Annotated in this window: 29 protein-coding genes; 13 read left to right on the forward strand and 16 right to left on the reverse strand. The window is 66.2% G+C overall.

The window, feature by feature from the left end; translation table 11 throughout:
- Positions 1 to 22: 22 nt before the first annotated feature.
- Together JYG32_RS25655 and JYG32_RS25660 are read right to left on the reverse strand one after the other, a co-directional pair.
- On the reverse strand, positions 23 to 805 hold the full coding sequence (locus tag JYG32_RS25655) for an ABC transporter substrate-binding protein (protein ID WP_213265474.1): 783 nt from the start codon (positions 803 to 805) through the stop codon (positions 23 to 25).
- A 46-nt stretch (positions 806 to 851) separates the two neighbouring features.
- Positions 852 to 1,973, reverse strand: a complete 1,122-nt coding sequence (locus tag JYG32_RS25660) for a M20 aminoacylase family protein (RefSeq protein ID WP_213267475.1) — start codon at positions 1,971 to 1,973, stop codon at positions 852 to 854.
- A gap of 184 nt (positions 1,974 to 2,157) precedes the next feature.
- Between JYG32_RS25660 and JYG32_RS25665 the strand changes: the two genes are divergently transcribed.
- The 8 genes from JYG32_RS25665 (at position 2,158) to JYG32_RS25700 (ending at position 8,373) form a co-directional block, all read left to right on the forward strand.
- Positions 2,158 to 3,117, forward strand: a complete 960-nt coding sequence (locus JYG32_RS25665; RefSeq protein WP_213265475.1) for a LysR substrate-binding domain-containing protein — start codon at positions 2,158 to 2,160, stop codon at positions 3,115 to 3,117.
- A gap of 153 nt (positions 3,118 to 3,270) precedes the next feature.
- Entirely contained in the window at positions 3,271 to 3,561 is a 291-nt protein-coding gene (locus tag JYG32_RS25670; RefSeq protein WP_174378300.1) for a co-chaperone GroES, read from the forward strand.
- 12 nt (positions 3,562 to 3,573) lie between these two features.
- Positions 3,574 to 5,214 carry a chaperonin GroEL gene (groL, locus tag JYG32_RS25675; protein WP_213265476.1) on the forward strand — a complete coding sequence of 547 codons (1,641 nt, stop codon included), beginning with the start codon at positions 3,574 to 3,576 and terminating at the stop codon, positions 5,212 to 5,214.
- Positions 5,215 to 5,393: 179 nt separating this feature from the next.
- Entirely contained in the window at positions 5,394 to 6,008 is a 615-nt protein-coding gene (locus JYG32_RS25680) for a LysE family translocator (protein WP_213265477.1), read from the forward strand.
- A 335-nt stretch (positions 6,009 to 6,343) separates the two neighbouring features.
- Positions 6,344 to 6,493 (forward strand): hypothetical protein, encoded by a 150-nt coding sequence (locus tag JYG32_RS25685; protein ID WP_213267531.1) that lies wholly within the window; start codon positions 6,344 to 6,346, stop codon positions 6,491 to 6,493.
- A 58-nt stretch (positions 6,494 to 6,551) separates the two neighbouring features.
- A complete protein-coding gene (locus JYG32_RS25690; RefSeq protein ID WP_217447073.1) occupies positions 6,552 to 6,770 on the forward strand; it encodes a hypothetical protein in 219 nt (72 codons plus the stop codon).
- A gap of 139 nt (positions 6,771 to 6,909) precedes the next feature.
- Entirely contained in the window at positions 6,910 to 7,431 is a 522-nt protein-coding gene (locus tag JYG32_RS25695) for a PTS sugar transporter subunit IIA (protein WP_213265478.1), read from the forward strand.
- A gap of 48 nt (positions 7,432 to 7,479) precedes the next feature.
- A complete protein-coding gene (locus JYG32_RS25700) occupies positions 7,480 to 8,373 on the forward strand; it encodes an acetylglutamate kinase (RefSeq protein ID WP_213265479.1) in 894 nt (297 codons plus the stop codon).
- A 62-nt stretch (positions 8,374 to 8,435) separates the two neighbouring features.
- Here the strand turns inward: JYG32_RS25700 and JYG32_RS25705 are convergent, their stop codons facing one another.
- The 9 genes from JYG32_RS25705 to JYG32_RS25745 form a co-directional block, all read right to left on the reverse strand.
- A complete protein-coding gene (locus tag JYG32_RS25705; protein WP_213265480.1) occupies positions 8,436 to 10,448 on the reverse strand; it encodes a family 2A encapsulin nanocompartment cargo protein cysteine desulfurase in 2,013 nt (670 codons plus the stop codon).
- Positions 10,423 to 11,355 carry a family 2A encapsulin nanocompartment shell protein gene (locus JYG32_RS25710; protein ID WP_006479760.1) on the reverse strand — a complete coding sequence of 311 codons (933 nt, stop codon included), beginning with the start codon at positions 11,353 to 11,355 and terminating at the stop codon, positions 10,423 to 10,425. Before JYG32_RS25710 ends, JYG32_RS25705 begins: the two co-directional genes overlap by 26 nt.
- A 143-nt stretch (positions 11,356 to 11,498) precedes the next feature.
- Entirely contained in the window at positions 11,499 to 11,720 is a 222-nt protein-coding gene (locus tag JYG32_RS25715; RefSeq protein WP_011356215.1) for a helix-turn-helix domain-containing protein, read from the reverse strand.
- Between the two features lie 8 nt (positions 11,721 to 11,728).
- Positions 11,729 to 12,670, reverse strand: a complete 942-nt coding sequence (gene epsC, locus JYG32_RS25720; RefSeq protein ID WP_174378307.1) for a serine O-acetyltransferase EpsC — start codon at positions 12,668 to 12,670, stop codon at positions 11,729 to 11,731.
- A 28-nt stretch (positions 12,671 to 12,698) separates the two neighbouring features.
- On the reverse strand, positions 12,699 to 13,169 hold the full coding sequence (locus JYG32_RS25725; protein WP_174378308.1) for a rhodanese-like domain-containing protein: 471 nt from the start codon (positions 13,167 to 13,169) through the stop codon (positions 12,699 to 12,701).
- 446 nt (positions 13,170 to 13,615) lie between these two features.
- Positions 13,616 to 14,407 (reverse strand): alpha/beta fold hydrolase, encoded by a 792-nt coding sequence (locus tag JYG32_RS25730; protein ID WP_213267476.1) that lies wholly within the window; start codon positions 14,405 to 14,407, stop codon positions 13,616 to 13,618.
- A gap of 95 nt (positions 14,408 to 14,502) precedes the next feature.
- Positions 14,503 to 14,826, reverse strand: coding sequence for a DUF4148 domain-containing protein (locus JYG32_RS25735; RefSeq protein ID WP_213265481.1), 324 nt, complete (start codon positions 14,824 to 14,826; stop codon positions 14,503 to 14,505).
- A 277-nt stretch (positions 14,827 to 15,103) separates the two neighbouring features.
- Entirely contained in the window at positions 15,104 to 15,607 is a 504-nt protein-coding gene (locus JYG32_RS25740) for a cytochrome P460 family protein (protein WP_213267477.1), read from the reverse strand.
- 32 nt (positions 15,608 to 15,639) lie between these two features.
- Positions 15,640 to 16,683 (reverse strand): alpha/beta fold hydrolase, encoded by a 1,044-nt coding sequence (locus JYG32_RS25745; RefSeq protein WP_213265482.1) that lies wholly within the window; start codon positions 16,681 to 16,683, stop codon positions 15,640 to 15,642.
- 387 nt (positions 16,684 to 17,070) lie between these two features.
- Here JYG32_RS25745 and JYG32_RS25750 point away from each other — a divergent pair, with 387 nt between their 5' ends.
- On the forward strand, positions 17,071 to 17,307 hold the full coding sequence (locus tag JYG32_RS25750; protein WP_213265483.1) for a hypothetical protein: 237 nt from the start codon (positions 17,071 to 17,073) through the stop codon (positions 17,305 to 17,307).
- Positions 17,304 to 17,645 (forward strand): NIPSNAP family protein, encoded by a 342-nt coding sequence (locus tag JYG32_RS25755; RefSeq protein ID WP_174378314.1) that lies wholly within the window; start codon positions 17,304 to 17,306, stop codon positions 17,643 to 17,645. The genes JYG32_RS25750 and JYG32_RS25755 overlap by 4 nt, the downstream gene beginning before the upstream one ends.
- A 210-nt stretch (positions 17,646 to 17,855) precedes the next feature.
- Here JYG32_RS25755 and JYG32_RS25760 read toward each other — a convergent pair whose 3' ends face one another.
- Entirely contained in the window at positions 17,856 to 18,560 is a 705-nt protein-coding gene (locus tag JYG32_RS25760; RefSeq protein WP_174378315.1) for an SDR family oxidoreductase, read from the reverse strand.
- Positions 18,561 to 18,694: 134 nt separating this feature from the next.
- Between JYG32_RS25760 and gcvA the strand changes: the two genes are divergently transcribed.
- Positions 18,695 to 19,588, forward strand: coding sequence for a transcriptional regulator GcvA (gcvA, locus tag JYG32_RS25765; protein ID WP_213265484.1), 894 nt, complete (start codon positions 18,695 to 18,697; stop codon positions 19,586 to 19,588).
- Between the two features lie 16 nt (positions 19,589 to 19,604).
- Here gcvA and JYG32_RS25770 read toward each other — a convergent pair whose 3' ends face one another.
- From JYG32_RS25770 to JYG32_RS25780, 3 genes are all read right to left on the reverse strand, one after another.
- A complete protein-coding gene (locus JYG32_RS25770) occupies positions 19,605 to 20,201 on the reverse strand; it encodes a pyridoxamine 5'-phosphate oxidase family protein (protein WP_213265485.1) in 597 nt (198 codons plus the stop codon).
- 94 nt (positions 20,202 to 20,295) lie between these two features.
- Positions 20,296 to 20,487 carry a hypothetical protein gene (locus JYG32_RS25775; protein ID WP_174378318.1) on the reverse strand — a complete coding sequence of 64 codons (192 nt, stop codon included), beginning with the start codon at positions 20,485 to 20,487 and terminating at the stop codon, positions 20,296 to 20,298.
- A 12-nt stretch (positions 20,488 to 20,499) separates the two neighbouring features.
- Positions 20,500 to 21,699 (reverse strand): PLP-dependent aminotransferase family protein, encoded by a 1,200-nt coding sequence (locus JYG32_RS25780; protein ID WP_213265486.1) that lies wholly within the window; start codon positions 21,697 to 21,699, stop codon positions 20,500 to 20,502.
- 361 nt (positions 21,700 to 22,060) lie between these two features.
- Here JYG32_RS25780 and JYG32_RS25785 point away from each other — a divergent pair, with 361 nt between their 5' ends.
- Positions 22,061 to 22,984 (forward strand): recombination-associated protein RdgC, encoded by a 924-nt coding sequence (locus JYG32_RS25785; protein ID WP_213265487.1) that lies wholly within the window; start codon positions 22,061 to 22,063, stop codon positions 22,982 to 22,984.
- A 175-nt stretch (positions 22,985 to 23,159) separates the two neighbouring features.
- Here JYG32_RS25785 and JYG32_RS25790 read toward each other — a convergent pair whose 3' ends face one another.
- On the reverse strand, positions 23,160 to 25,460 hold the full coding sequence (locus JYG32_RS25790) for an NADP-dependent malic enzyme (protein ID WP_213265488.1): 2,301 nt from the start codon (positions 25,458 to 25,460) through the stop codon (positions 23,160 to 23,162).
- 136 nt (positions 25,461 to 25,596) lie between these two features.
- Here JYG32_RS25790 and JYG32_RS25795 point away from each other — a divergent pair, with 136 nt between their 5' ends.
- Positions 25,597 to 26,568, forward strand: coding sequence for a LysR substrate-binding domain-containing protein (locus JYG32_RS25795; RefSeq protein ID WP_213265489.1), 972 nt, complete (start codon positions 25,597 to 25,599; stop codon positions 26,566 to 26,568).
- Positions 26,569 to 26,621 lie beyond the last annotated feature (53 nt).

Consider the following 26,621-nt stretch of genomic DNA (forward strand, 5'->3'; position numbering starts at 1 on the left):
CGCACATTGCGTGCGCCGCCGCTTACTTCGCGCCGTAGATGTCGAAGTCGAAATACTTCCGGTTGATCCGCTGGTACGTGCCATTCGCGAGAATCGTTGCAAGCGCGCGATTGAACGCGTCGCGCAGGTCGTTGTCCTGCTTGCGCAACCCGAGGCCGTCGCCCTGCCCGAAGTACTTCGCGTCGTCGATCGGTGCGCCGGCGAACATGAAGTCCTTGCCCTGCGGCTTCTTCAGAAAGCCGTCGCTGGCCGCGATCGATGCCTGGAACGCCGCATCGAGCCGCCCCGTCACGAGATCGGCGTACACCTGATCCTGGTTCTGGTACGACACGATCTGCACGCCGGCCGGCTGCCAGTTCGCGACCGCGTAGTCGGCCTGCGCGGAACCCTGCTCGACGCCGACGCGTTTGCCTTTCAGCGATTCGGCCGTCGGCAGTAGCGGCGAGCCCTTGTGCGCGATCAGCCGGGCGGGTGCGTTCGAGATGCGGTTCGTGAACGCGATCTGCTGCATCCGCTTCGGCGTGATCGTCATCGACGACGCGATCACGTCGAACTTGCGCGCGAGCAGCCCCGGAATCATCCCGTCGAAGCTCGACTCGACCCACACGCAGCGCGCGTGCAGCTCCGCGCACAACGCGTTCGTGATATCGATCCCGAAGCCCGTCAGCGTGCCGTCGGGCAGCTTGTATTCGAGCGGCGGGTAAGTCGGATCGACCGCGAGGCGAATCTCCTTGCCCGTCCAGTCGCCCGCATGCACCGACCCTGCCGCCAGCGCTACCGCGAGCGCCGCCATCCACTGTTTCATTGCCCGTCTCCTTGTGTAAATCGTGAATCGAAATCGTGCAACCGCATCATGCGAGGTATCGCTCCGCGAGCGCGGTCCAGTAGCTCGCGCCGGTCGCGAGGCAAGCATCGTTGAAGTCGTAGCCCGGGTGATGCAGCCCGCATCCGGACGCACCGTCGCCGTTGCCGATCGACAGGTAGCTGCCCGCGCACGCGTCGAGCATGAAGGCGAAATCCTCGCTCGCCGCGATCGGCCGCAGATGCGGAATCAGCGCCGCGTCGCCGCCCCATTCGCGAGCCACGTCGCGCGCGAATGCCGTTTCCGCCGCGTGATTGACGAGCACCGGATAGCCGTATCGATAGTCGATCTCGGCCGTCGCGCCGTAACTCGCGGCCTGCCCGTTCACGATCTCGCGGATGCGCCGTTCCAGCAGTACGCGCACGTCCGGCGACAGTGCACGCACGCTGAGCTCGAGTTCCGCATGCGGCGGGATCACGTTCGATGCGGTGCCCGCATGGATCGAGCCGGCCGTGACGATCGCCAGTTCCTGCGGATTCACGTTGCGCGACACGACCGTCTGCAACGCCATCACGATCGACGCGCACACGACCACCGGATCGATCGTCGTGTGCGGCGCGGCGCCATGCCCGCCGCGCCCGATCACGCGCACGCGCACCTCGTCGGCCGACGCCATCGCCGCGCCGTCGCAGAAGCCGAGCACGCCGGCCGGCAGGCCCGGCACGTTATGCATCGCGAACACGGCATCGCACGGAAACTGCGTGAACAGGCCGTCGTCGATCATCCGCTTCGCGCCGCCTAGCCCTTCTTCGGCCGGCTGGAAAATCAGGTTCAGCGTGCCCGCGAAACGCGCGCGTTCGGCCAGGCAGCGGGCCGCCGCGAGCAGCATCGCCGTATGGCCGTCGTGGCCGCACGCGTGCATCACGCCGTCGCGCCGGCTCGCATGCGGCAGCCCGGTTGTCTCGCGGATCGGCAGTGCGTCCATGTCCGCGCGCAACCCGAGCCGTTTCCCGGCGCCGCGCGTCAGCGTGCCGACCACGCCCGTGCCGCCGAGCCCGCGCGTCACCCGATAACCCCACGTTGTCAGGCAATCGGCGACGAGATCGCTCGTCGCGTGCTCCTCGAAGCCGAGCTCCGGATGCGCGTGCAGCCGGTGGCGCAGCGCAATCATCTCCGTCTCGATGGCCGTCATTTCCGGATGAATATGTTTCTGGTCCAACCCCGATTCTCCCTGACACGTTCCGGTTGTCGATCGCCCGGATGACCGATCGTGGCCGAATCGTATGCAGCGAAAATCCCTTCGAACAGCCGCGGTTTCGTTATGATGACAACCTTTCGTTGTCGGGTATCGCACCATGAGCACGATGAAGCTGCATCAGTTGCAGGCGCTCGTCGCGAGCGCGGAGGCCGGGAGTATCCGCGGCGCGGCGCGTACGCTGGGGTTGTCGCAGGCGGCCGTCACGCGCGCGCTGCGCGAGCTGGAAGCGAGCGAGCGCCTGCCGCTGCTCGTGCGCGCGCCGGAAGGCATCGGCTTCACCGACTACGGAAAAACGCTGCTCACGCACGCGAAGCTCGTGCTGAAGCAGCTCGAACACGCGCAGAGCGATCTCGAACGGATGCGCGGCCGCGTCGAGGGCCGGCTGAGCATCGGCGTCACGCCGTGGCTCACGGTGACCTTCCTCGCGGAAGCCGTGCTGCGTTTTCGCGAGCGGCTGCCCGACGTGCGCCTCGAACTCTACGAAGCGCTGATGGCCGTCGCGCAGCCGCTGCTGCGCGACGGTAGCATGGACTTCGCGCTCGGGCACGTGCAACCGGGCGGCACGCAGGAATTCGCGTTCGAGCCGATGCTGTGCTACGAGACGTCGGTCATGGTGCGCGCCGGCCATCCGCGCGAACGCGTAAGGTCGATCCACGACCTGCTCGATAACGACTGGGTGCTGAATTTCGCGGCCGACGGGCAGGCCGCGCTCGTCGATTACCTGTTCACGCGCCACGGCGCACACATCGACGAACGGCGCATCGTGCGGGCGCAGTCGGTCGCGATGTTGCAGACGATGCTCGAGCAGGCCGACATGTGCACGTGGTGCCCGACGATACTCGCGGCCGTGCCGCCGTTCGGCGAACGGATGCGCGCCTTGCAGCTCAAGGAGACGTTCGAGCCGCGCGACCTCGGGATCGTCACGCGCCGCAGCAGCACGCTGAGCGACGCCGCACGCTGCTTCATCGACTGCCTGCTGCAGGTGATCCGCAAGCATGCGCGATCCGCGCGCAAGGAGGATCTCGCGCTGTTCAGGACTGTGTCGCTGCTGATCTGACCTCCGCCCCGCCCGTCTCCCGTCCATAGCGCATCCGCGCAAATGCTTTTCCGAATCCGTTATTGGATCGCGCCGTCGAGCGTTTTTATACTCGTCAGCACTCTCTCCCAAAGAGTGCCAGCCAATTTCGACAGAACAGCACAGGACGAAAAGATGAGCCTACGCCCCTTGCACGACCGCGTCATCGTGAAGCGACTCGATCAGGAAACCACCACCGCGTCGGGCATCGTGATCCCCGACAGCGCCGCCGAAAAGCCCGACCAGGGCGAAGTGATCGCCGTCGGCCCCGGCCGCAAGGACACGGACGGCCAACGCATCGTGCCCGACCTGCAGGTCGGCGAGCGCGTGCTGTTCGGCAAGTACGCGGGCCAGGCCGTCAAGGTGAACGGCACCGAGTTCCTCGTCCTGCGCGAGGAAGACATCGTCGCGGTCGTCAATCAATAACGGAGCGCAATCATGGCAGCGAAGGAAATCATTTTCAGCGACGTCGCACGGGCGAAGCTGACCGAAGGCGTGAACATTCTCGCGAACGCGGTGAAGGTCACGCTCGGGCCGAAGGGCCGCAACGTGGTGCTCGAACGCAGCTTCGGCGCGCCCGTCGTCACGAAGGACGGCGTGTCGGTCGCGAAGGAAATCGAACTCGCGGACAAGCTGCAGAACATCGGCGCGCAGCTCGTGAAGGAAGTCGCGTCGCGCACCAGCGACGCGGCCGGCGACGGCACGACGACGGCCACCGTGCTCGCACAGGCGATCGTACGCGAAGGCCAGAAATACGTCGCGGCCGGGCTCAACCCGCTCGACCTGAAGCGCGGCATCGACAAGGCCGTCGCATCGGCCGTCGACGAGCTGAAGAAGATCAGCAGGCCGACCACCACGAGCAAGGAAATCGCGCAGGTCGCGACGATCTCCGCGAACGGCGAGGAATCGATCGGCCAGCGCATCGCCGAAGCGATCGACCGCGTCGGCAAGGAAGGCGTGATCACCGTCGAGGACGGCAAGTCGCTCGCCGACGAGCTCGACGTCGTCGAGGGGCTGCAGTTCGATCGCGGCTACCTGTCGCCGTACTTCATCAACAATCCGGACAAGCAGATCGCCGAGATCGAGAACCCGTACATCCTGCTGCACGACAAGAAGATCTCGAACATCCGCGACCTGCTGCCGGTGCTCGAACAGGTCGCGAAGTCGGGCCGGCCGCTGCTGATCATCGCGGAAGATGTCGAAGGCGAAGCGCTCGCGACGCTCGTCGTGAACAACATCCGCGGGATCCTGAAGACGGTCGCGGTCAAGGCGCCGGGTTTCGGCGACCGCCGCAAGGCGCTGCTCGAGGACATCGCGATCCTCACCGGCGGGCAGGTCGTCGCCGAGGAAACCGGGCTGACGCTCGAGAAGGCGACGCTCGCCGAACTCGGCCAGGCCAAGCGCATCGAGGTCGGCAAGGAAAACACGACCGTGATCGACGGCGCGGGCGATGCGAAGAACATCGAAGCGCGCGTGAAGCAGATCCGCGTTCAGATCGAGGAAGCGACGTCGGACTACGACCGCGAAAAGCTGCAGGAACGCGTCGCGAAGCTTGCGGGCGGCGTTGCGGTGATCAAGGTCGGCGGTGCAACCGAGATCGAGGTGAAGGAGAAGAAGGATCGCGTCGACGACGCGCTGCACGCGACGCGCGCGGCCGTCGAGGAAGGCATCGTGCCGGGCGGCGGCGTTGCGCTGATTCGCGTGCGTCAGGCGATCCGCGAGCTGAAGGGCGTGAATGCCGACCAGGACGCGGGCATCAAGATCGTGCTGCGCGCGCTCGAGGAACCGCTGCGCCAGATTGTCGCGAACGCGGGCGAGGAAGCGAGCGTCGTCGTCGCGAAGGTCGCGGAAGGTTCGGGCAACTTCGGGTACAACGCGCAGACGGGCGAGTACGGCGACCTCGTCGAATCGGGCGTGCTCGATCCGACCAAGGTCACGCGCACGGCGCTGCAGAACGCGGCGTCGGTCGCCGGACTGCTGCTGACGACCGATGCGACCGTGTTCGAAGCGCCGAAGGATGCGGCGCCGGCCGCGACGCCGGGCGGCCCCGGTGCGGGCGGGCCGGGGTTCGATTTCTGACGATGCGCCGCGCGTGCCGGTTCGCCGGCATGCGCGCTGCCTTGCGGGAACATGCAACGCGTGGCGACGGAAGTCGTCACGCGTTTTTTGTTTGGGATCGACGCAACACCGTGGTGCGCAGGCCCGTTGCAGCGCTCGGGTAAGATAAAGGCCCATCCCGCCGCGCCGTCTTCCACGCCATGTCGACCACCCTCAACGTCTTGCTCCCGCTCGCCGGCGTCCTGCTGCTGAGCGTCGCCAGCCCGGGCCCGAATTTCGTGATCGTCACGTCGACCGCCGTCGCATCGCGCCGCGCCGGCGTGATGACGGGGCTTGGACTGGCCGCCGCGTCCGGCACCTGGGCCGCGATCGCGATCGCCGGGCTGAGCCTGCTCGTCACGCACGTCGCGTGGGTACACACCGCACTGCGGCTTGCGGGTGCCGGCTACCTGATCTGGCTCGGCCTGAAAATGATTCTGACCGCGCGCGAGCCGTTGCCCGTTTCCGCACCTGCCACGGCCTCCGACTGGCGCGCCGCGAAAAAGGGCTACGTCGTCAGCATGACGAACCCGAAATCCGTCGCGTTCTACGGCAGCATCTTCGCGCTGATGGTGCCGACCCACGCGCCGGCATGGCTCGATATCTCGGTCGTCGCGCTGTCGATCGCGATATCGTGCGCGTGGTATTGCACGATGGCGCTGCTAGCGTCGCACCCGTCGGTGCGCCGGCTGCTGGTTCGACGCAAGGCCGTGCTCGATACGACGGCCGGCCTGTTGTTGATGGGCGTCGGCGGCAGGATGCTCGCCGGGCGTTGAGCGACGTGCCTGACGCACCGCCCTCACACCTTTACGACCTTTTTACTTGCGGCCGCGTGTGCGTTCACTAGAATGTGTTCGCAATCCACCACCGAGCACGCGACATGCGCATCCGAAGTCCTCGTCCCCCGAGTTGCTTTTCTGCCTGACAGGCAGGACGCCCGCGTCTCTCTTTCCCGAGCCGCCGTCCTGCCGACAGGCGGACGGTGCGCGCCGTAGTCACTCCCGCGCACGCTTGAACACGACGTCGATGCGGTAATCGCGCATCGTGCGCTCAGGCATGTGCTCGCGGCAAATCCCCTGCAACGACGCGCCATCGATCCGCCGTACCGGCAATGATCGATCGCCTGCCCGCATCCGGCATGCCGATCCGGTCAATCGTCAGCGAACCGCTGACCGCACTGCTCGACTGCGCGCCTTATGTGCGCAACAGCGGCTTCACGCCCGGGCAGATCTCGCGCGTGCCGAAGCTCAAGCGCTGCTGACACGCTTGCACTGCGCATCGCGCACCCCGTCTCGGTCGTCTTTCATACAGGAGCAATCATGCTTGGCTGGACGTTCTGGAAACACGTGATCGGCGCGCGGACCGATACAATCCGCGAGGACAAGGCAACGGCGCATGACCGGCACCGCCGGCGGTCGAGAACGCTCGTGCTGACCAGCGCCGCGGTGGCGTTCGCGGCGATCGCGTTCGGCGCGCCGGTCGTCGGCATTTCGGTCTTTCTGCTGACGACGCTGCCGTTCGTCCTGTCGGGTACGTGAAGGCATCCGTATCGGGCGCGCGGTGCAAGCTCCACCGCAATCGATACGAAATTTTAATACCGGCGCCCCGCGTCTCTGACACCGTCTTTACGCGGTTTTGTCTAGGATTTCCCTGTCATCCCGACACGGAGAGATCCGCATGCAAACGCAGCAGGCCGCCGTCGGCGGCCACCCCGACCTTCCCCACCGACGCGGCGGCTTGCCGCTCGCGACCCGGCTGGCCGACGCCTGTCCGCCGGACAACATCCTGCTCGACGTGCCGGTCGATAGCGCGATCCAGTTGTTCGACCTCGCCGCGCAATACATCGCGCGCAGCAGCGGGGTTTCCGCGGACCGGATCAGGACCGAACTGACGAAGCGCGAACAGCTCGGCTCGACCGGCCTCGGCCAGGGCGTCGCGATTCCGCATGCGCGCGTCGACGGGCTCGGCTCGGCCGTCGCACTGTTCGTTCGCGCGCTGTACCCGTTCGCGTTCAATGCGCCGGACCGCAAGCCCGTGCGCGAATTCATCGTGCTGGTCCTGCCGAAAGGGGACGACCGCGCGCACCTCGAACTGCTCGCCGACGCGGCGCGGTGCTTCGGCGAACGCCCGTTCCGGCAGGCGTCGCGCGACGCGCAAACACCCGACGAAATTCACCGGCTCATGCAACGCACGCACTGACGCCGCACCGTGCGGCGACAGGCACTCCCTTCATCCTTTCGGATTCCCATGTTCCCAGACCCGGAAAGTCCTACCCTTACTTCACGACGCGTAGCCGGACTGGCTCGCTCGCTGCCGTTCATGCAGGCCCTGCACGGGCAGACCGTCGTCATCGTCGATAACGGCGCCGCGAGCGATACGCACGCTCGCCAGGCGTTCGCGCAGGATGTCGCGCTGCTCGCGCTCACCGGCATTCGTCCGGTCGTCGTCCAGGGCGTGCCGGCCGCGTCCGGCGCGCAGCCGGTCCAGGCCGCGCGCGCCGCGATGGCCGACATCAACCACGAACTGGTGCGCCTGATCGGCAGTCACGGCGCCAAGGCGATCGGCATCGACGGTCACGACGGCGGCCTGCTGGTCGCCGGCGCCGAATCCGACCGCGCAAACACGAGCCCGGTCGTGCAATTCGACAGCACCGCGTTGAACGCATTTCCAGGGAACGGGCTGGTGCCCGTCGTGATGCCCGTCGCGCCGGACGACGCGGGCCAGGATCGCCTGCTGCGCCCGGAACGGCTCGGCAACCTCTTCGCGCAGCGCACGGGCGCCGTCACGCTGGTGATGATGGTCGAAAGCGCACTGCTGCGCGAACTCGGCGAACTCGCGGGGCTGTACGGCATCACGGAACTCGAGCAATGGCTCACCGAGCATCCGGCCGCCGATGCGGCGCCTTGCGTGCGGGAAGCGCTCGATGCGCTCGCGCACGGCGTGCAGAACGTCCATCTCGCCGATATCGGGCAACCCGAATCGCTGATCGACGAACTGCTGACGGAGGAAGGGTCGGGCGTGGTGTTCTGCCGTCGCGGCAATACCGACCTGCTGTCGGAAACGCGCCGCTACTTCGCCGATTCGTCGTGCGTGCTGCGCGACGGCTTCAGCGTCGAGCAGAAGCAGGTCGTGCGTTTCTGACCAGACTTGATGACCTGAAATCGCTTGCGGCGACCCGCCGGGGCCGCCGCAAGCGAGCAACGTCAGCGCCGTGTCGCGAGACGCCGCACGACGCGAACGAGCGCATCGACCTCGTCGCACGTGTTGTAGAACGCGAGCGACGGCCGCACCGTTGCCTCGAGCCCGAAACGCCGCAGGATCGGCTGCGCGCAGTGATGCCCCGAACGCACTGCGATGCCCTCTTCGTTCAGCGCCTGCCCGACTTCCTCGGTTTCATAACCCTTCAGCACGAACGACAGCACGCTCGCCTTGTCGCGCGCGGTACCGACGAGCCGCACGCCCGGCACCGGCGCAAGCACGCTCGTCGCATACGCGAGCAGGTCGTGCTCGTAACGAGCGATGTTCTCGATGCCGACTCGGTTCACGTAGTCGAGCGCCGCGCCGAGCCCCACCGCATCCGCGATGTTGCCGGTGCCGGCCTCGAACCGGTTTGGCGGCGGCTGGAACACCGTGCGCTCGAACGTGACGTCCGCGATCATGTTGCCGCCGCCCTGCCATGGCGGCATGTCGTCGAGAATCGCGCGCTTGCCGTACACGACGCCGATCCCGGTCGGCCCGTAGATCTTGTGCCCGGAGAACACGAAGAAATCCGCATCGAGCGCCTGCACGTCGACGCGCATGTGCGAGATCGACTGCGCGCCGTCGACGAGCGCCTTCGCGCCCGCGCGATGCGCGAGCTCGACGATCTCCTTCACCGGCACGACCGTGCCGAGCGCGTTCGACACCTGCGTGACGGACACGATCCTCGTGCGGTCGTTGAGCAGCTTCCGGTATTCGTCGAGCAGCACCTGCCCCGAATCGTCGACCGGAATCACGCGGAGCTTCGCGCCCTTCTGCGCGGCAAGCTGCTGCCACGGCACGATGTTCGCGTGATGCTCGAGATGCGACACGACGATCTCGTCGCCTTCGCCGACGTTCTGCACGCCCCACGTCTTCGCGATCAGGTTGATCGCCTCGGTCGTGCCGCGCACGAACACGATCTCGTCGGGCGACGATGCGCCGATGAAGCGCTGCACCGTTTCCCGCGCATGCTCGTACGCATCCGTCGCGCGGCCTGCCAGCGCATGCGCGGCACGGTGGATGTTCGAGTTCTCGTGTGCGTAGAAATACGCGAGGCGGTCGATCACGGCCTGCGGCTTGTGCGTCGTCGCCGCGTTGTCGAACCAGATCAACTGCTTGCCGTTCACGCGCTCCTGCAGGATCGGGAAATCGCGGCGGATCGCGTTCACGTCGAACGGCGGGTGGGCGCCCCGATACAACTGGCCTTGCGGCTCGGCTGCATGCGTATCGTCGATGAAGTAACGCTGCACGTCCGCGCCCGATGCGCGCGAGACCGGCACGTCGCGATGCACGGCGAGCAGGTCGCGCAGCGCATCGTCGCCCGGCAACCCGAACGCTTCCGGCGACGCGAGGCCGTTCGACGGCACGACGATGTCCTGCGGCGTCGCCTGCCAGCCCTGCAGCGAACCGTCGGTGAAATAGTACGGCGACGCAGCCGGTGCTGCCTTCGGCGCGCCCTCCGATGCCGCCGCATTCCCCTGCGGCACGCCGAGCGCCGCGCCGCCGATGCGCGGCTCGAGCGCCGGCGCAATCGACACGACGGTGTCGGGCAGCCCGTTCTGCGCAGCAGCATGCGGCGCGAGCGCGGGCGCGCGATTGCCGAGCGACAGCACGTGCGTCGGCGCGGACGGCGCGAGGTTCGTACCGGGCGCCTTGCCCTGCGGCAACGCGAGACCCGGCACACCGGTGCCCGTGCCGCCCGGCCCCGCGAGCGGCGAGCCGCCCGGCGCCGGGTTGCTCACCGACGCGAGGATCGGCGCGGCGGCCGGCAACGCCGACGGCACGCCGCCGACCGCGCCGCTGCCCGCCGACAGCCCGGGCGCGGTGGCCTGCCCGGGCGGCGTCGCGAAGAACTCGGACGCGAGCCGCGCCAGCGTCGCGGGGTCGGGCAAGCCGGCCGGCAGCGATGCGTGCGGCAACGCGTGCGCGTCGCCGCCGGCCAGGCCGGGATTAACGGTAGGTGTCGGGATAGTCATGGAACTTGGCGATTTCGACGTCATCGAGGACAGCCAGCGCGTCCGGGGAATGGACCGCGAGCGAGCAATACAGCGAGATCAGGTACGACGCGATCGCCTGGTTGTTGATCCCCATGAAGCGCACCGACAGGCCCGGCCCCTGCTCGCCCGCGACGCCCGGCTGATAGAGGCCGACGACGCCCTGCCGCTTGTCGCCGACGCGCAGCAGCAGGATCTTGGTCTTGCCGTCCGCGACCGGCACCTTGTCCGACGGGATCAGCGGAATGCCGCGCCACGTGAGGAACTGCGAGCCGAACAGGCTGACCGTCGGCGGCGGCACGCCGCGCCGCGTGCATTCGCGGCCGAACGCGGCGATCGCGAGCGGGTGCGTGAGGAAGAACGCGGGCTCCTTCCACACCTTCGTCAGCAGCTCGTCGAGATCGTCCGGCGTCGGCGCGCCCGTCAGCGGGAAGATCCGCTGTTCGTCGGTCACGTTCGCGAGCAGCCCGTAGTCGGGGTTGTTGATCAGCTGGCTTTCCTGCAGCTCCTTGATCGTCTCGATCGTCAGGCGCAGCTGTTCCTTGATCTGGTCGTGAGGACTGCTGTAAAGATCGGAGATCCGCGTATGCACGTCGAGCACCGTGCTCACCGCGTTCAGGAAGTACTCGCGCGGCTGCTCCTCGTACGGCACGAAGGTCTGCGGCAGCACGCTTTCGTCCTCGAGCTGCGTGCATGCGGCGCGCACGGCTTCCGGGTTCTTCACCTGGTTCAGGCGGTAGATGCCGGCCTCGACCGGCACCCACTGCAGCAGATGGGTCAGCCAGCGAGGCGTGATCGTGGAAAGCTGCGGGACGGTCTTGGTAGCGTTCGCTAGTTGGCGGGCGGCGTGATCGCTCAGCGCGGCCGTGCCGCTTGCAACGGTCGACATGTGTGGCTCCGGGTTCTTAAGATGAAAAACGGGATTGCTTATGACGCTCGGTGATTATCGGAAGCACGCACCTGCCGGCTCAACATGCTATAGCCGTCAGGTCGCGCGCAACCGAAAGGGAAACGAAACGGGGCGGAGCGGCCTCAGGTGACGTATGCGCCCGGCAGCAACGTCGAGATCGACACGTCGAACGCGCGCGCGATCTTGTCGGCCGTGACGATCGACGCGATCGCCTCGCCGCGCTCGATCTCGCCGACATACGAGCGGTTCAGCCCCGCATGCTCGGCGAGCTGCTCCTGCGACCACGTGCGCGCTTCGCGCAGCTTGCGCACGTTGGCGCCGAAGTGATGGATGAGGTCGCTCATCGCGCCTCCTAGGCAACACGCGCCGCCGCGCGCGGCGCGGCGTTCGCTTCGCTGCGCAGCACGGCCTGCGTGACGTTCTCGCCGGCCGGCACGTCCTGCGTGAGCCACACGTTGCCGCCGATCACCGCGCCGCGCCCGATCGTCACGCGGCCGAGAATCGTCGCGCCCGCGTAGATCACCACGTCGTCCTCGACGATCGGATGGCGTGCGAGCCCTTTCTCCAGATGGCCGGCCGCATCGCGCGGGAAGCGCTTCGCGCCGAGCGTGACGGCCTGGTACACGCGCACGCGCTCGCCGATGATCGCGGTCTCGCCGATCACGACACCCGTGCCGTGGTCGATGAAGAAGCCCGCGCCGATACGCGCGCCCGGATGAATGTCGATGCCCGTCTCCGCATGCGCCTGCTCGGCGATGATCCGCGCGAGCAGCGGCAGGCCGAGCCGGTACAACTCATGCGCGAGCCGGTGGTGGATCATCGCGAGGATGCCCGGGTAGCACAGCAGCACCTCGTCGACGCTGCCCGCCGCCGGATCGCCGTGGAACGCGGCCAGCACGTCGCTGTCAAGCAGCCTGCGAATCTCCGGCAGCCGCGCGGCGAACGCCTGTACGGCCGTCGACGCGACTTCGTCGACGTTATCGATCGGCACCCCGTCGGCATTGCGCTGGCGCGCCGCATAACGCAACTCGAGCGTTACCTGCGCGAGCAGCGCATTCAGCGCCGTGTCGAGCGCATGGGCCACATGGAAGTTTTCGCTCTCCTGGCGCAGGTCGGGCGGCCCGAGCCGCATCGGGAACAGCACGCCCTTCAGCGCGCCGACGATCTGCGCGAGCGCCTCGCGCGCCGGCAGGTCGCGCCCGCCCGGTTCGAGCGAGCGACGCTGCTTCTCGCGCCATGCGCGACGGACGGTCTGCAACGATTGAACGATGTCGTCGATGTCGAATGCGGCCATGCTCACTTCTCCCCTTGTCGGCCGTAAATCAATCCTGCGCCCACGGCAGGCCGCGAAAGCGCCAGCCGTTATGGCCGCCGCGATGCTGTCCTTCGTCGAGGTCGCCCTCGAACCCTTCGAGCACGTTGAATACCTGCGTGAAGCCGCCCTTCGTCGCGGCTTCGGCCGCCTGCGCGGACCGGTTGCCGCTGCGGCACAGGAGCAGCACCACCGCGTCCTTGCCGGTCTTCGCTTCCAGTTCGCGCACGAAGCGCGGGTTGCGCGTCAGGCTCGTGCCGGTCGCCCACGGCACATGCAGCGACGCCGGCACGTGGCCGACGAATTTCCGTTCTTCGGCCGTGCGCACGTCCACCAGCAACGCGTCGCCGGCCGAGAACAGCGCCCATGCGGCTTCCGGCGCGACGCCGCCCGCGTAGGGCGTGCCGGCCGACGCGGCCGCCGCGCGGGCGTCTTCGAGCGCCTGCTGCGCAGCGGTTCGTTCTTCCAATGCAACCGTCATGACACTTCCTTGTTTTCGCAGATTCGTATGATCAAAAACACCGGGAATGCGGCCGTTGCAGCTTGCGTGCTGTCTATAGCCGTCAGCGCCACTATGCGAGCGCGAACAGGCAAGCAGAACCAATAAAAATTCATTTCCTAATCAGCACCGCGAGAAATGCAACGACGGACAGGCGCGATCGGACGGATTGCTGCGTGGCGGAAGGTAATGCCGATGAAAGGCGCCGGGCGGTATGCGTGCTGCCTGACGCTTGAGCGCGTCGCTGCCGGAGCTGAAAGGTGAGTGGGTCGCCGAACGGGACCCGAACGAATGAAGCGGAGGGTTATAACGTTGTGTCTACAACGATAGCGAAGATCAACCTGCAGCAGTGAACCGTCTCGACGAAAGACACGCTCGCGCACGCATCGAGAAGCAACGCCGCCGCCACGCAGCGGCGCCGCATCTGCTTACTGCGTATCCTGCTTCGCACGTTCCGCCGCCGCGATGATCGCGTCGGCCACGGCCTTCGGCTGGCTCAGCATCGCGACATGGCTGCCGTTCACGCGCGTGACCGTTGCGCCGATCTGCTTCGCCATCGCTTCCTGCAGCTTCGGATCGATCATCCGGTCCTGCGTCGCGACGACGAACGACGACGGCTTCGCATGCCATGCGGCCTGCGTAACCTTCTCCGAAATGCAGCCACCGTACCACGGCCCCTGAGTTGCTGCGACGATGCGCTGCTGCGCAGGCGGCAGGTCCGGCGCGAAATCCTGCGCGATCGCCTTGTCCGACAGCCGCGTGAAACCGCCTGCGTCCTTGCGCAACTCACCGGCCCATGCCGGTGCAGGCAGCCCTTGCGTGACGTCGGCGATCGATTGGCCGTTGTCGGGCGCGAACGCCGCGACATAGACGAGCGACTTCACCTTGTCGTCGTTGCCCGCATCGCTGATCACGACGCCGGCCCACGAATGGCCGACCAGCACGACCGGCCCCTTCTGCTCGTCGATCGTGCGCTTCGTCGCGGCCGCATCGTCGGCGAGCGAGCTCAGCGGGTTCTGAACCGACACCACGTGCAGCCCGCGCGCCTCGAGCAGCGGAATCACGCGGTTCCAGCTCGACCCGTCGGCAAACGCGCCGTGCACGAGCACGACGTTCGTGCCCTTCAGGTCGTCCTTCGGCGCGGCCTGCGCCGCGACCACACCGAACAGTCCTCCGATCATTGCGGCGGATACCAGAACCCGTTTCGTGAAACGAATCATTGTCATGCTCCTTTCTGTCGTGTTGTTCGAAATGAAGTCCTGTGCATGCCGCCGCGCCGCGTGTGCATGACAGCGGCACCGACGGCAGCCGCGGATCACGAATGCGCATAGAGATCGTCGGCGGCGTTCCGTGCGGAGCGCCCTTGCGCCGCAACGCGATGGCCTGCGGGCGACGCATCGGCGACGTTGTCGCCCGGTGATTTCGACGGGCCGTTCTGGTCGGAGCGGACCACCTGCAATGCGGCCGCGACGTCGTCCGGATAGTGCGGCTCGCTGCGGGCCGGGTTGTAGCCGGCCTGTTCCAGCCTGACGAGTTCGGCACGCACGTCGGCACGCGTGAGGCCGTGGCCGGCATCGGCGAAAGACAATGCGGGGATGGCAGCGAGAACGGCAACAGCGAGGAGTCGGGTGGCTTTCATGAGTGTTCTCCTAAAAGGAAGGGGGCATTCAATCATTCGGCATCCGATGCAAACGTCTGGCATCGAACGTTTCCTGCATGTCGACAGTAGAACCCGCTCACGTATCCGGCATGTTTCCGAAACCGGTGCTTTATGCATGCCAGTTTTTCCGGAATGGCCTCGGATACAGTGCGATACAAACCCGCATGCCGCAGCGTTCTCCCACGTACGCGCACCAGAAAAAAAGGCGTGCCTCGCTCGGCACGCCTTTCCGTCCAACCCGTCGCTTCGAGTCACGTCACGGCGCGAGCCGCGTGAACACGTAGTCATGGTTCTTCACACGCGCCTGATGACAGGCAAAGCACGTCCGGTGCTGGCCGATATCGGCCGGCACGCCGTTGATGAAGCGCCCGAAACCCCAGCCGCCCGTCGACGCATAACGACGCGAGTCCTTCACCATCACCTGCACGGTCGTCGCCCGGCCCGGCACCGTCGCCGGCGCGAACTCGTCGGACTGCTTGCGCTTGTACGCGAGCTTCACGAGGATCGTGCCGTCCGGAAACGGCAGCGTCGCCTGTTCGAGCGCGCGGATCGCGACGGGGTTGCCGAGCACCACGCGCAGTTCGTCGAGCGGCGCGGCCTCTTCGGCCGGCGCGACCATTTCCCACTTCCGGTAGCCGGGCGGGATCGTCACGCCGTAGATCGGCGACGCGGCCGGTTTCGGCTGTTGCGCGAACGCGGCCGGACCGCTCGCCGACAGCGCACCGGCCAGCAATGCGCCCGCAACGAGCGCGCGGCCCATGTCGCGACGCAGGATGCCACTGCGTGCCGTCGTCACAGATGCTCCACTTGCAGGATCGCGTCGGCAAACGCCTGCGGCGCTTCCTGCGGCAGGTTGTGGCCGATGCCGCCGGTAATCGTCCGGTGCTGGTACTTGCCCGTGAATTTCTTCGCGTACGCGGCCGGGTCCGGATGCGGCGCGCCGTTCGCGTCGCCTTCCATCGTGATCGTCGGCACGGGAATCGCCGGCCCGGCGGCGAGCCGCCGCTCGATGTCGTCGTATTGCGCTTCGCCCTTCGCGAGCCCGAGGCGCCAGCGATAGTTGTGGATCACGACGGCCACGTGGTCGGGGTTCTGGAACGATGCGGCCGTGCGCGCATAGGTTTCGTCGGAGAACTGCCACTTCGGCGACGCGAGCTTCCAGATCAGCTTGTTGAACGCATCACGATTCGCCGCGTAGCCGAGCTCGCCGCGCTCGGTCGTGAAATAGAACTGATACCACCACTGAAGTTCCGCCTGCGGCGGCAGCGGCTTGCGGTTCGCCTCCTGGCTGCCGATCAGGTAGCCGCTCACCGACACCAGCGCCTTCACGCGCTGCGGCCACAGTGCCGCGACGGTGTCGGCCGTGCGTGCGCCCCAGTCGTAGCCGCCGAACACCGCGCGGTCGATCTTCAGCGCATCCATCAGCGCGACGATGTCGACGGCCGTCACCGCCTGCTGGCCGTTGCGCACCGTATCGGCCGAGCGGAACGTCGTCGATCCGTAGCCGCGCAGGTACGGCACGATCACGCGATAACCGGCCGCGACCAGCAGCGGCGCGACTTCCGCGTAGCTGTAAATGTCGTACGGCCAGCCGTGGAGCAGGAACACGACGGGGCCGTTCGTCGGCCCGAGGTCCGCATACCCGACGTTGAGCACGCCCGCGTCGATCTGGTGGATCGTGCCCAGCGACGCGACGCCGGCCGTGCGCTTCGCGGTCGATGCATCGGGCGCCGACTGCGCGCGCGCCAGGTTGCCGAACCCGAGGTCGGCGAGGCTCAGGCTCGCCAGCGTCGTACCCAGGATCAGGCGGCGGCGGGTGTTTACGGTATCGGGCATGACTCGTTCTCCATTGTCGATTGCGAAGGAAGGGGCCCGCGGCACGTGCGGGCATACGGATATCGCCGTTCGCAACGGCGGCGCATGGCACCGCGCCGCCGTGTGAAACGCTTCACCGGTTTTATATCCGAACCATCCGGATGCTTTGTATCGCAACGTATCTGTGTGCGAACACGACACACGGCGATTCAAAAATCGCTCGGGAAACGGCGGTTTTCGGCGGGCCGCGCGGCACACGCGGCCTCCGTGCGTCCTTGCGCCCGTGCGTCAGAACAGCCTGGCGATCGCGGGCCGGCTGGGCACCGCGACTAGCAGCCCATGAACTGCACGGCTGTATTGAACGCGAGCAGGCACGAGTCGCCGGACGCATCGACAGGCACCTCGTTAATGAAATACCCAACGATCTACAATAGAGACCTCGTTCAACACAATATCGATTCCTGGCCCGAAAGCGTGCTGCTCCGCCGACAGCACGAACCAACGCAAATGCGGATCGCGCCTGACCGATGCTTGCTGCGCAACGATGGAATCGAGATGCTGGCGGCCAAGGCCCTGCGGCGCGACGTCCGGCTCCGGGGAAAGTCCGATGCCGTCGATGCGGAAAGCAAAGGAGACGGAAAATGAATCGATTGCTGGAAATCCGTACGTACCGCCTGAAGCCGGGAACGTTGCACGCATTTCATGCGGCCATGCACCAGCATGCCGTTCCGATGATCCGTGCAAGCGGCATGGATGTCGTGTGCTACGGCCATTCGGACCACGAAGAAGAGAGCTACTGCCTCGTGCGGGCTTATGCCGACCGCCAGTCCCTGGAGACGGAGCAGGCGGCGTTCTACAACTCCAAGGAATGGCGGGAAGGTCCGCGCCAGGCGCTGGTCGTGCACATCGAGACGTACCTCAACACGCTGCTGTGGATGGCGGACGACGCTGTCGAGAGTCTTCGCACGCTCAATCCGTCGTGACGGTCAGCCGGATAAGGTGAAAACACATATGGGCTCTCAGCGCCACGCGACCGGCACTGCGCTCGATGCGCTCGTCCGTCTCGGCGCGGAAGTCTACCGGCCGTGCGGGCAGAACCTGTATCTGTGGGCCGCGCTTTGTCTGATTTGTACGCGTTTGTTTGTAGCCGATCCGCGGCGAGCGGCACGCGCCGCCGCTCGCCGGCATGACGCTCAGAGCGCCTTGACGATCGCGCCGTCGACGCGAATGTTCTGCCCGGTGATGTAGCCCGCACCGTCCGACAGCAGGAACGCGACCGTCTTCGCAATCTCGCCGGTCTTGCCGAAGCGGCCGGCCGGAATGCGCGCGACGATCTCCGGCGTTTCCGGCCAGCTATCGATGAAGCCCGGCAGCACCGCGTTCATCCGGATGTTCTCGGCCGCATAGCGTTCCGCGTAAAGACGCGTCCACGCGCTCAGCGCCGCACGCAGCGCCGACGACACCGGCATCGGCTGCTCGGGCGCGTCCGCCGCGAAGCTCGAGATGTTGACCACCGCGCCGCCGCGCTGCTGCTGGAAGATCGGCGTCACGCGGCGCATCACGCGCACGACGTTCAGCAGGATCAGGTCGAGCCCTGCGTGCCAGTTGTCGTCGGTGATCGCCAGCAGTTCGCCCTTCGGCGGATGCCCGGTGTTGTTCACGACCGCGTCGATCCGGCCGTAGCGCGCGACTGTTTCCTTTACGAGCCGGTCGATATCGGCTTCTTCCGTCACCGAGCCCTGGATGCCGAACCCGCCCAGTTCCTCGCCGAGCGCCACCGCGCTGCCCGACGGCGACATCAGCGCGACGCGATAGCCCGTTGCCGCCAGTTCACGCGCGATCGCCGCGCCCATGCCCTTGCCCGCCGCCGTGATCAATGCCACTTTTTCTACAGTCACGATCCACTCCTCGTTCGAATCCTGCCGTCGCGCAGCCGCCATTCGGCGCGCCATGGTGGTAATGTAGGCGCATCACACACGACTGTCGAACCAGTATTTCTGCCTCCAGCCGATAGTTTTTCTACAGCCTGACGATGCCGCCCCGCCCTTCCCGCCTGCCGCCGCTGAATGCGCTTCGCGCGTTCGAAGTGTCCGCGCGGCACCTCAATTTTCGCGCCGCGGCCGACGAGATCGGCGTGACGCAGGGCGCCGTCGCGCAGCAGGTGCGCCACCTCGAGGACGTGCTCGGCCTGAGGCTGTTCGAGCGCCTGCCGCGCGGCCTCGCGCTGACGCACGACGGCACCGCGTATTTCTCCGACGTGCAGCGCGCGCTGCACGCGATCGCAGACGCAACCGACAAGCTCGTGAAGCGGCGCGCCGCGCTGACGATCAGCACGACGCCGTCGTTCGCGTCGAAATGGCTGATCCCGCGGCTCGCGCGGTTCACCGATGCGCATCCCGACTACGACGTGCGCGTGATCGCCGACTCGCAACTCGCGACGTTCCGCCACGACGGCGTCGATCTCGCGATCCGCTACGGCAAGCCGCCGTTCGGCAAGCATCTCGCCGCGCATGCGCTGTTCCCGCTCGACGTGTGCGCCGTGTGCAGCCCCGCGCTGCTGGCCGCGCCCGCGTCGCCGCGTGCGCTCGCCGGCCATGTGCTGCTGCACGATGCGCACGACCTGTGGCCCGAGTTCCTTGAAGCGATGCCCGAGCCTGTCGATATCGATCCGCACAAGGGGTTGCGCTTCAACCAGACGTCGCTCGCAATCGATGCGGCCGTCGCCGGCCAGGGGATTGCGCTCGCGACCGATCCTTTGGTCGAACGCGATATCGCGGCAGGCCGGCTGTGCAAGCCGTTCGATTTCGCGTTTCCGCTGTCGGTGGGGTTCTATCTCGTGTATCCGGCCGAGCGGCGCGACGACGATGCGATCGCCGTGATGCGCGACTGGATGATCGGGCAGGCGGCGGCGGACGGGCGGCCTTGAGCAGCCTTCGTCCGGATCAGGGGGCGATCCAGCGGCCTTCGCAGCCGCTTTCGTTCAGCTCGAATACCGCTCGGCGATGGCCGGTGCGCGCGAGTTCGAGCCAGTCGATCCGTGTGACCGACATGTGGATCAGGCAAAAATTCTCGTAGCCGTCGCCGGTGGGCGCGGTGCCTTGGCTCGCCGAGACATGCGCGTCTTCAGGCGACTCGACCGGCGTGCCGGGCGGCAACGGCGCACGATACAACAGCAGCGTATGCGGACGGCTCGATTGCCAGATCGCACGCCGCTGCGCTTCATCGTCACAGATCGACGCAACGCCTTCCGCGCGAATCTGCACGAGCGCATCGAGATCGTTCGCGACGATCGAGATACGCGGATCGCGGCGCAACTCCGCGACTTTTTCCGAACGCACATCGGTATGAAACGACAGCACGCGATCGGCGCGGCTCACCTGACGCAACACGATCGTGCGCACCTTCGGCGCGCCATCGAGGCCGAGCGTTGCCGCCTGCAGCATCGTGAACGGCGAGCGCTGCACGCTGACGCCGGATTCAAGGCAGGACCAAAGGCGGTCGTACGTTTCGGTGAGCGATTCGGAGATTGAGTCGGACATGAGGGGCGGCGGCAATCGTACGTGTGTCGATCGCGCAAGCTTAACCGTTTGCTTCGGAAACGGCTCGCGTGCGATGCGGCCGCCTTGGTGCCGTTCAGTTGTAGCCGAGTACGACCGGTGCCGCATCGCCGGCATCGCTCGCCGGCTCCGCGCCGAAGCGGCCGAGCACGTCGGCCACATACTGCGGCCCGGCGCTGATCTGCGACGAGCGATGCGCAACCGGCCGGTTATCGCCGGCGCCTGGCGCTACGCCCATCGATACGGTGTCGTTGACGGTGATATTCACGTTCATGTCTCCTCACGCGGCCAGAGCCGCACCATACGCGCGCACGAGGCGCGCCACGCCTTCCCGGATCGCGTCGACGTCCGGCGCGGCGAACGACAGGCGCAGCGACGCCGCGTCGACGTTGTCCGCGAAGAACGCCTTGCCGGGTACGAACACGATCTTGTTTGCGATCGCCTGTTGCAGCAGCACGTCCGACGACACCGCGCCGATCCGCGCCCACACGAACATCCCGCCTTCGGGGCGATGGAATTCGATCGCATCGCCGAAACCGTCGCACAGCGCGTCGCACATCGCGTCGCATTTGCGCTGGTACGCGGCCGTGATGCGTGGCAGATGGCGCTCGAGCGCGCCGTCGGCCAGATATTCGGCGGCGGCCGCCTGCGTCCACGGCGTGCTGCACAGGTCGACCGTCTGCTTCGCGATCACGCAGCGCCGCGCGATCTCGGCCGGCGCGATCGTCCAGCCCACACGCAGCCCCGGCGCGACGATCTTCGACAGGCTCGCGAAATGCACGATCCAGTCGCGCGCGCCGTCCACGTCGTCGGCGAGCGCAAGCATCGACGGCACGGCTTCGCCCGCGAAGCGCAGGTCGCCGTACGGATCGTCCTCGATGATCAGGAAACGGTATTGCACCGCGAGGCGCAGCAGCTTCAGCCGGCGTTCGCGCGTGAGCGTCGCACCTGTGGGGTTCGCGAAGGTCGGGACGGTGTAGAGCAGCTTCGGCTGTGCGATCGCGCCGGACGCGAGCTGTGCTGCGAGGCGGTCGACGTCGAGGCCTTCGCCGTCCACCGGAATCGTCACGATGCGCGCCTGCTGCAGACGCATCGCCTGCAGCGTCGCCGGGTAAGCCGGTTGTTCGGTCAGCACGACGTCACCGGGCGACACCATCACGCGCAGCAGCAGGTCGAGGCCCTGCTGCGAGCCGGTCGTGACGAGCAGTTCGGCCGGCGTGCACGCGACGCGGCGACGCGCCATCAGCGCGATCAGTTGCTGCTTCAGTTCGGCGAGGCCGTCGGTCGGGCCGTATTGCAGGCAGCGGACGGGCTGCGCGTACGCGCGTTCGGCGGCCGTGTTCAGGCCGTCGACGTCGAACAGGTCGCTGGCCGGATAGCCGCCCGCGAAGGAAATCATGCCCGGTTCGGACAGGTACTTGAACAACTCGCGAATCGGCGAGCCGGCGGGATTCTGGAATGAGGGAGTGAACGCGTACATGTCGTCGTGAGCTGGATGGCGCGGACGGCCGGGATAGCCGTCTGGTGCCGGCCGTCGCGGTGCTTCTGGCGCCACGGCGGCGAATTCGAGCCACGATTGTCGATAGTCATTAAGGCCGCGGCAAACGATATCTATGCACTAGGTCTTGCGGTTTGGTCATTAAATGGGGGGATCTGCTTGAGGAAAGCCGAACTGAAATGGATGTCACCGTTTTGCCTGGATAAATGCCGTGCAATTTGGCGGGCAATGCCCACCTACGCGGCGCTACAACCGTCAACGATTTGGACCGTCACGTCGAGTGACCGAATCTGGCCGGGAAGCGTCACCGTCATATAGAATGGTGCGCTTTGCCCGTACTCCCATGTGGTTCAAAAATCTTCAGCTTCATCGTCTTCCGGCACCTTGGGCCGTTACCCTCGATCAGATGGAAAAATGGCTGGCGCCCTACGCGTTTCAGCCGGGCAACAGCGTCGAGATGCAGAGCCTCGGATGGGCGTCGCCGCGTGACGACGGCGCGCTCGTGTATTCGATCAACCGGCAGATGCTGCTGGTGTTTCGTGCCGAAAAGAAGCTGCTCCCGGCGTCGGTCGTCAATCAGGTGACCAAGGCCCGGGCGCTTGAAGTCGAGGAGCAGCAGGGCTTCAAGGTGGGGCGAAAACAGCTGCGCGAACTCAAGGAGCAGGTTACCGACGAACTGCTGCCGCGCGCGTTCACCATTCGCCGCGATACCCGCGTGTGGATCGATACGGCGAACGGCTGGCTCGTCATCGATGCGGCTGCACAGGCTCTTGCCGACGACGTTCGCGGCCTGCTCGTCAAATCGATCGATCAGTTGCCGCTCGCCGGCGTTCATGTGGCGCTTTCGCCGGTCGCCGCGATGACGGATTGGCTGCTGTCCGGCGAGGCGCCGGGCGGATTCACCGTGGACCAGGACGCCGAGTTGCGCTCGAGCGGCGAAGGCGGCGCCACGGTGCGATACGTCGGCCACGCGCTGGAAGCGAACGACATGCGCCGGCACATCGAGGCTGGCAAACAATGCATGCGTCTCGCGATGACCTGGAATGACCGGATCTCCTTCGTGCTGACACCGTCGCTGACGATCAAGCGTGTCACGCCGCTCGACGTGATCAAGGAGGCGGCGGATCCCACCGCGCAGAACGACGATGAACGCTTCGACTCGGATGTCACGCTGATGACGGGTGAATTGGCACGGATGTTGACCGATCTTGTCGATATCCTGGGTGGCGATCAGCACGACTCGCTTCATCCGGCGGCAGCGGCCTGAACTCCGTCGGCTGTCGAGGATCATCGCCCTGCGACGGCGAGGTTTCACGCCGACGCGACAGTTCGATGAGGACCGTCGCCGCCCTGGCGGCGGGTCGCGACCGGGCGCTCGCGACCCGGTACCATCGTTCGCCCCAGTACGGCTCCGACGTCGGCTTCCCGAAAGAGCCAATCAATCAGGCAGAAGTACTGCGATTCGCCTCAATCACCGTCAACGCCGCCATATTCACAATCCGCCGCACGGTCGAGCTTGACGTGAGGATGTTCACCGGCGCGTTGACGCCAAGCAAGAACGGCCCCACCGCCACATTGCTGCCCGCCTCGGTCTTGAGCAGGTTGTACGCAATATTCCCCGCATCGACGTTCGGACAAACGAGCAGATTGGCGGCCCCCTTGAGCGGCGACATCGGAAGCAGCCGCGACCGCAACCCTTCATCGAGCGCACAGTCGCCATGCATCTCGCCATCCGCCTCGATGTCGGGCGCCTGCTCCCGGACGATCTCCAGCGCCCGGCGCATCTTCACCCCCGAAGCCGCACTCCCTGACCCAAAATTCGACCGCGAAAGCAACGCAGCCTTCGGCGTGAGATTCAACCATTCCATCTGCCGCGCCGCCGCAATCGTGAATTCCGCGATCTGTTCGCCATCGGGATTGTCGTTGACGTGCGTATCCACCAGCGCCACCGTCCGCTGATCGAGCAACAGAATATTCATCGCCGCATACGTAGAAGCACCGGGCTTCCTGCCGATCACTTCGTCGACGAACCGCAGGTGATTGTGATACTCGCCAACCGTCCCGCAAATCATCCCGTCCGCATCGCCGAGCCGCACCATCATCGCGCCGATCAAGGTCAGGCGACGCCGCATTTCGACGCGCGCCATCTCCTTCGAAATACCATCCCGGCACCGCAGTTCCCAATACGTCGTCCAGTACTGCGGGAATCGCTCGTCATATTCCGGATTGGTCACTTCGACATCCTGACCGAGTCGAAGACGCAGACCAAACCGCTCGATCCGAGCAAGCAGCACTTCCGGACGCCCAACCAGGATCGGACGCGCCAGCTTCTCGTCGACGATCACCTGCACGGCGCGAAGCACGCGTTCGTCTTCGCCTTCGGTGAAGACGATCCGTGCCTTGCCGCCGTCACGCACGAGCTGACGCGCCGTCGCGAACAGCGGCTTCATGAACGCGCCGGAGTGGTACACGAATTGCTGCAGTTGCTCGACATACGCGTCGAGATCCGTCAGCGGGCGCGTCGCGACGCCGCCTTCCATCGCCGCCTTGGCCACGGCCGGTGCGATACGAACGATCAGGCGCGGATCGAACGGCTTCGGAATCAGGTATTGCGGACCGAACGCCACGTCGTATGCACCATAGGCTGCCGCAACGACCTCGTTCTGCTCTTCCTCGGCAAGCCCCGCGATCGCGTGAACGGCGGCGATCTCCATTTCGCGGGTGATCGTCGTCGCGCCCACGTCCAGTGCGCCGCGGAAAATGTACGGAAAACAGAGGACGTTGTTGACCTGGTTCGGATAGTCCGAGCGGCCCGTCGCGATGACGACATCGTCGCGCGTCGCATGCGCCAGTTCCGGGAAGATTTCCGGCGTCGGGTTGGCCAGCGCGAGAATCAGCGGACGCGCCGCCATCTCCTTCAGCATCTCCGCGCTCAGAATGCCGCCGACCGACAGGCCCAGGAACACGTCCGCACCACCGATGACTTCGGACAGCTTGCGCGCATCGGTTTCCTGCGCAAAGCGCGACTTCGCCGGGTCCATCAGCGTGGTACGGCCGCGATAGACGACGCCTTCGATATCGGTCACCCAGATGTTTTCAACCGGCAGCCCGAGGTCGACGAGCAGGTCCAGGCAGGCCAGCGCGGCCGCACCGGCCCCCGACGTCACGACCTTCACCTCCGAAATCGACTTCCCGACGACCTTCAGCCCGTTGATGAAAGCCGCGGATACGGTGATGGCGGTGCCGTGCTGATCGTCATGGAAGACGGGAATCTTCATCCGTTCGCGGAGCTTCTGCTCGACCGTGAAGCACTCCGGCGCCTTGATGTCCTCGAGATTGATGCCGCCGAACGTGGGTTCGAGGCCGGCAATGATGTCGACCAGCTTGTCCGGATCGGTCTCATTGATCTCGATGTCGAAGACGTCGATCCCCGCGAACTTCTTGAACAGGACGGCTTTGCCTTCCATGACCGGCTTCGATGCGAGCGGGCCGATGTTTCCCAGACCGAGCACCGCGGTGCCGTTCGTGATCACGCCCACCAGGTTGCCGCGGCTCGTGAAGCGGTGCGCCTGCAACGGATCGGCCGCGATCGCCTCGCACACCCCCGCCACGCCCGGGGTGTAAGCCAGCGCGAGATCGCGCTGGGTCACGAGCGGCTTGCTGGCGACGACCGAGATCTTCCCCGGGGTCGGAAACTCGTGATAGTCGAACGCCGCCTGCTGTTGTGTCTCTGTCTGTTTCATGTTTTTCGGTCCGGGCACGGGCGCCAGGCCAGTCCCGGCGCGATCCATGAAGGTGATTCTAGGGTTTTGCCATAAGGAGATGATTCTGTTTTAATATCGGTCCATCACTTTTTCATGATGGGTGCGTGGCCAGCCAATGACATTCGACGCGAACGATGTGGTCAGGCGGCTTGGCGCGCGTCTGAAGATCCGGCATCTGGTGCTGTTGCTGCAGATCCAGCAGCACGGGTCGCTGACGCGCGTCGCGGAGCACATGGCCAGCAGCCAGCCCGCCGTGACGAACGCGCTGTCCGAGCTGGAGAGCATGTTCGGCACGCCGCTCTTCGAGCGCTCGTCGCGCGGCATGCGGCCGACCGCGCTCGGCGCGGTCGTGCTCGAGCGGGCGAAGGCGATGATCAAGGATCTCGACCACCTCGCCCGAGAAATGGAGGCCGTCGCCGCCGGGCACGCGGCCCATCTGCACATCGGCGTGATTCCGTTCATCTCCGGCCAGATGCTGTCGGCGGCGCTGAAGCGGCTGCAATCGCGCATGGAGCGGCGCCTGACCGTGACGATTCACGAAGGCACCAGCGATCAGCTCCTGCTGCAGCTCAAGGACCACAGCGTCGACATCGTGATCGGGCGCGCGTCGTCGGCGGTCGATCTGGGCCAGGTTTCGTTCGAGGTGCTGTACCAGCAGCAGCCGCGCATGATCGCGAGCCGGCGTCTTGCCGCGAAACTGGCTCGCACGACGCTGGACTGGCACAAGCTGCACGCGCTGGACTGGATTCTCGGCGCGCCGCATACGCCGATGAGGGAACAGGTGACCGACCTGTTTCTGTCAGCCGGCATCCCGCCGCCCGTTCCGATCGTCGAAAGTTACTCGTCCAAGCTGATCGGCGAAATGATCGCGTCGAGCGACGAGGCCGTATCGATCGTGCCGGCCGATATCGCGGAGGAACTGGTGCGGATTGCCGGCGTGGCGATCGTGCCTTACTCGCTGGTGTGGACGCTTCCGCCGATTGCGCTGTTTACCCGCTCCTCTGATTCGCGCTCGCCGGCGCGGGATTTGCTCGTCGACGCGTTGCGCGAGGTGTGCAAGGAGACGTATGGGGAAGCGCGGCGATAAGGCTGCCGTCCCGCCGAAAACAGTCATGCATCTCGATGGATATTCGACGCACC

It is taken from the genome of Burkholderia pyrrocinia (genome assembly GCF_018417535.1).
Lineage (GTDB): Bacteria > Pseudomonadota > Gammaproteobacteria > Burkholderiales > Burkholderiaceae > Burkholderia > Burkholderia pyrrocinia_E.

What these genes read in the sequence shown, in the direction of transcription:
- JYG32_RS25750 (WP_213265483.1), top strand. Translation starts at nt 17,071, where the DNA reads ATGAAATACCCAACGATCTACAATAGAGACCTCGTTCAACACAATATC.
- JYG32_RS25670 (WP_174378300.1), top strand. Translation starts at nt 3,271, where the DNA reads ATGAGCCTACGCCCCTTGCACGACCGCGTCATCGTGAAGCGACTCGAT.
- epsC (WP_174378307.1), bottom strand. Translation starts at nt 12,670, where the DNA reads ATGGCCGCATTCGACATCGACGACATCGTTCAATCGTTGCAGACCGTC.
- JYG32_RS25665 (WP_213265475.1), top strand. Translation starts at nt 2,158, where the DNA reads ATGAGCACGATGAAGCTGCATCAGTTGCAGGCGCTCGTCGCGAGCGCG.
- JYG32_RS25680 (WP_213265477.1), top strand. Translation starts at nt 5,394, where the DNA reads ATGTCGACCACCCTCAACGTCTTGCTCCCGCTCGCCGGCGTCCTGCTG.
- groL (WP_213265476.1), top strand. Translation starts at nt 3,574, where the DNA reads ATGGCAGCGAAGGAAATCATTTTCAGCGACGTCGCACGGGCGAAGCTG.
- JYG32_RS25725 (WP_174378308.1), bottom strand. Translation starts at nt 13,169, where the DNA reads ATGACGGTTGCATTGGAAGAACGAACCGCTGCGCAGCAGGCGCTCGAA.
- JYG32_RS25655 (WP_213265474.1), bottom strand. Translation starts at nt 805, where the DNA reads ATGAAACAGTGGATGGCGGCGCTCGCGGTAGCGCTGGCGGCAGGGTCG.
- JYG32_RS25730 (WP_213267476.1), bottom strand. Translation starts at nt 14,407, where the DNA reads ATGATTCGTTTCACGAAACGGGTTCTGGTATCCGCCGCAATGATCGGA.
- JYG32_RS25690 (WP_217447073.1), top strand. Translation starts at nt 6,552, where the DNA reads ATGCTTGGCTGGACGTTCTGGAAACACGTGATCGGCGCGCGGACCGAT.
- JYG32_RS25790 (WP_213265488.1), bottom strand. Translation starts at nt 25,460, where the DNA reads ATGAAACAGACAGAGACACAACAGCAGGCGGCGTTCGACTATCACGAG.
- JYG32_RS25745 (WP_213265482.1), bottom strand. Translation starts at nt 16,683, where the DNA reads ATGCCCGATACCGTAAACACCCGCCGCCGCCTGATCCTGGGTACGACG.
- JYG32_RS25685 (WP_213267531.1), top strand. Translation starts at nt 6,344, where the DNA reads ATGATCGATCGCCTGCCCGCATCCGGCATGCCGATCCGGTCAATCGTC.
- JYG32_RS25780 (WP_213265486.1), bottom strand. Translation starts at nt 21,699, where the DNA reads ATGTACGCGTTCACTCCCTCATTCCAGAATCCCGCCGGCTCGCCGATT.
- JYG32_RS25735 (WP_213265481.1), bottom strand. Translation starts at nt 14,826, where the DNA reads ATGAAAGCCACCCGACTCCTCGCTGTTGCCGTTCTCGCTGCCATCCCC.
- JYG32_RS25660 (WP_213267475.1), bottom strand. Translation starts at nt 1,973, where the DNA reads ATGATTGCGCTGCGCCACCGGCTGCACGCGCATCCGGAGCTCGGCTTC.
- JYG32_RS25695 (WP_213265478.1), top strand. Translation starts at nt 6,910, where the DNA reads ATGCAAACGCAGCAGGCCGCCGTCGGCGGCCACCCCGACCTTCCCCAC.
- JYG32_RS25700 (WP_213265479.1), top strand. Translation starts at nt 7,480, where the DNA reads ATGTTCCCAGACCCGGAAAGTCCTACCCTTACTTCACGACGCGTAGCC.
- JYG32_RS25715 (WP_011356215.1), bottom strand. Translation starts at nt 11,720, where the DNA reads ATGAGCGACCTCATCCATCACTTCGGCGCCAACGTGCGCAAGCTGCGC.
- gcvA (WP_213265484.1), top strand. Translation starts at nt 18,695, where the DNA reads ATGCCGCCCCGCCCTTCCCGCCTGCCGCCGCTGAATGCGCTTCGCGCG.
- JYG32_RS25795 (WP_213265489.1), top strand. Translation starts at nt 25,597, where the DNA reads ATGACATTCGACGCGAACGATGTGGTCAGGCGGCTTGGCGCGCGTCTG.
- JYG32_RS25740 (WP_213267477.1), bottom strand. Translation starts at nt 15,607, where the DNA reads ATGGGCCGCGCGCTCGTTGCGGGCGCATTGCTGGCCGGTGCGCTGTCG.
- JYG32_RS25785 (WP_213265487.1), top strand. Translation starts at nt 22,061, where the DNA reads ATGTGGTTCAAAAATCTTCAGCTTCATCGTCTTCCGGCACCTTGGGCC.
- JYG32_RS25755 (WP_174378314.1), top strand. Translation starts at nt 17,304, where the DNA reads ATGAATCGATTGCTGGAAATCCGTACGTACCGCCTGAAGCCGGGAACG.
- JYG32_RS25770 (WP_213265485.1), bottom strand. Translation starts at nt 20,201, where the DNA reads ATGTCCGACTCAATCTCCGAATCGCTCACCGAAACGTACGACCGCCTT.
- JYG32_RS25705 (WP_213265480.1), bottom strand. Translation starts at nt 10,448, where the DNA reads ATGACTATCCCGACACCTACCGTTAATCCCGGCCTGGCCGGCGGCGAC.
- JYG32_RS25710 (WP_006479760.1), bottom strand. Translation starts at nt 11,355, where the DNA reads ATGTCGACCGTTGCAAGCGGCACGGCCGCGCTGAGCGATCACGCCGCC.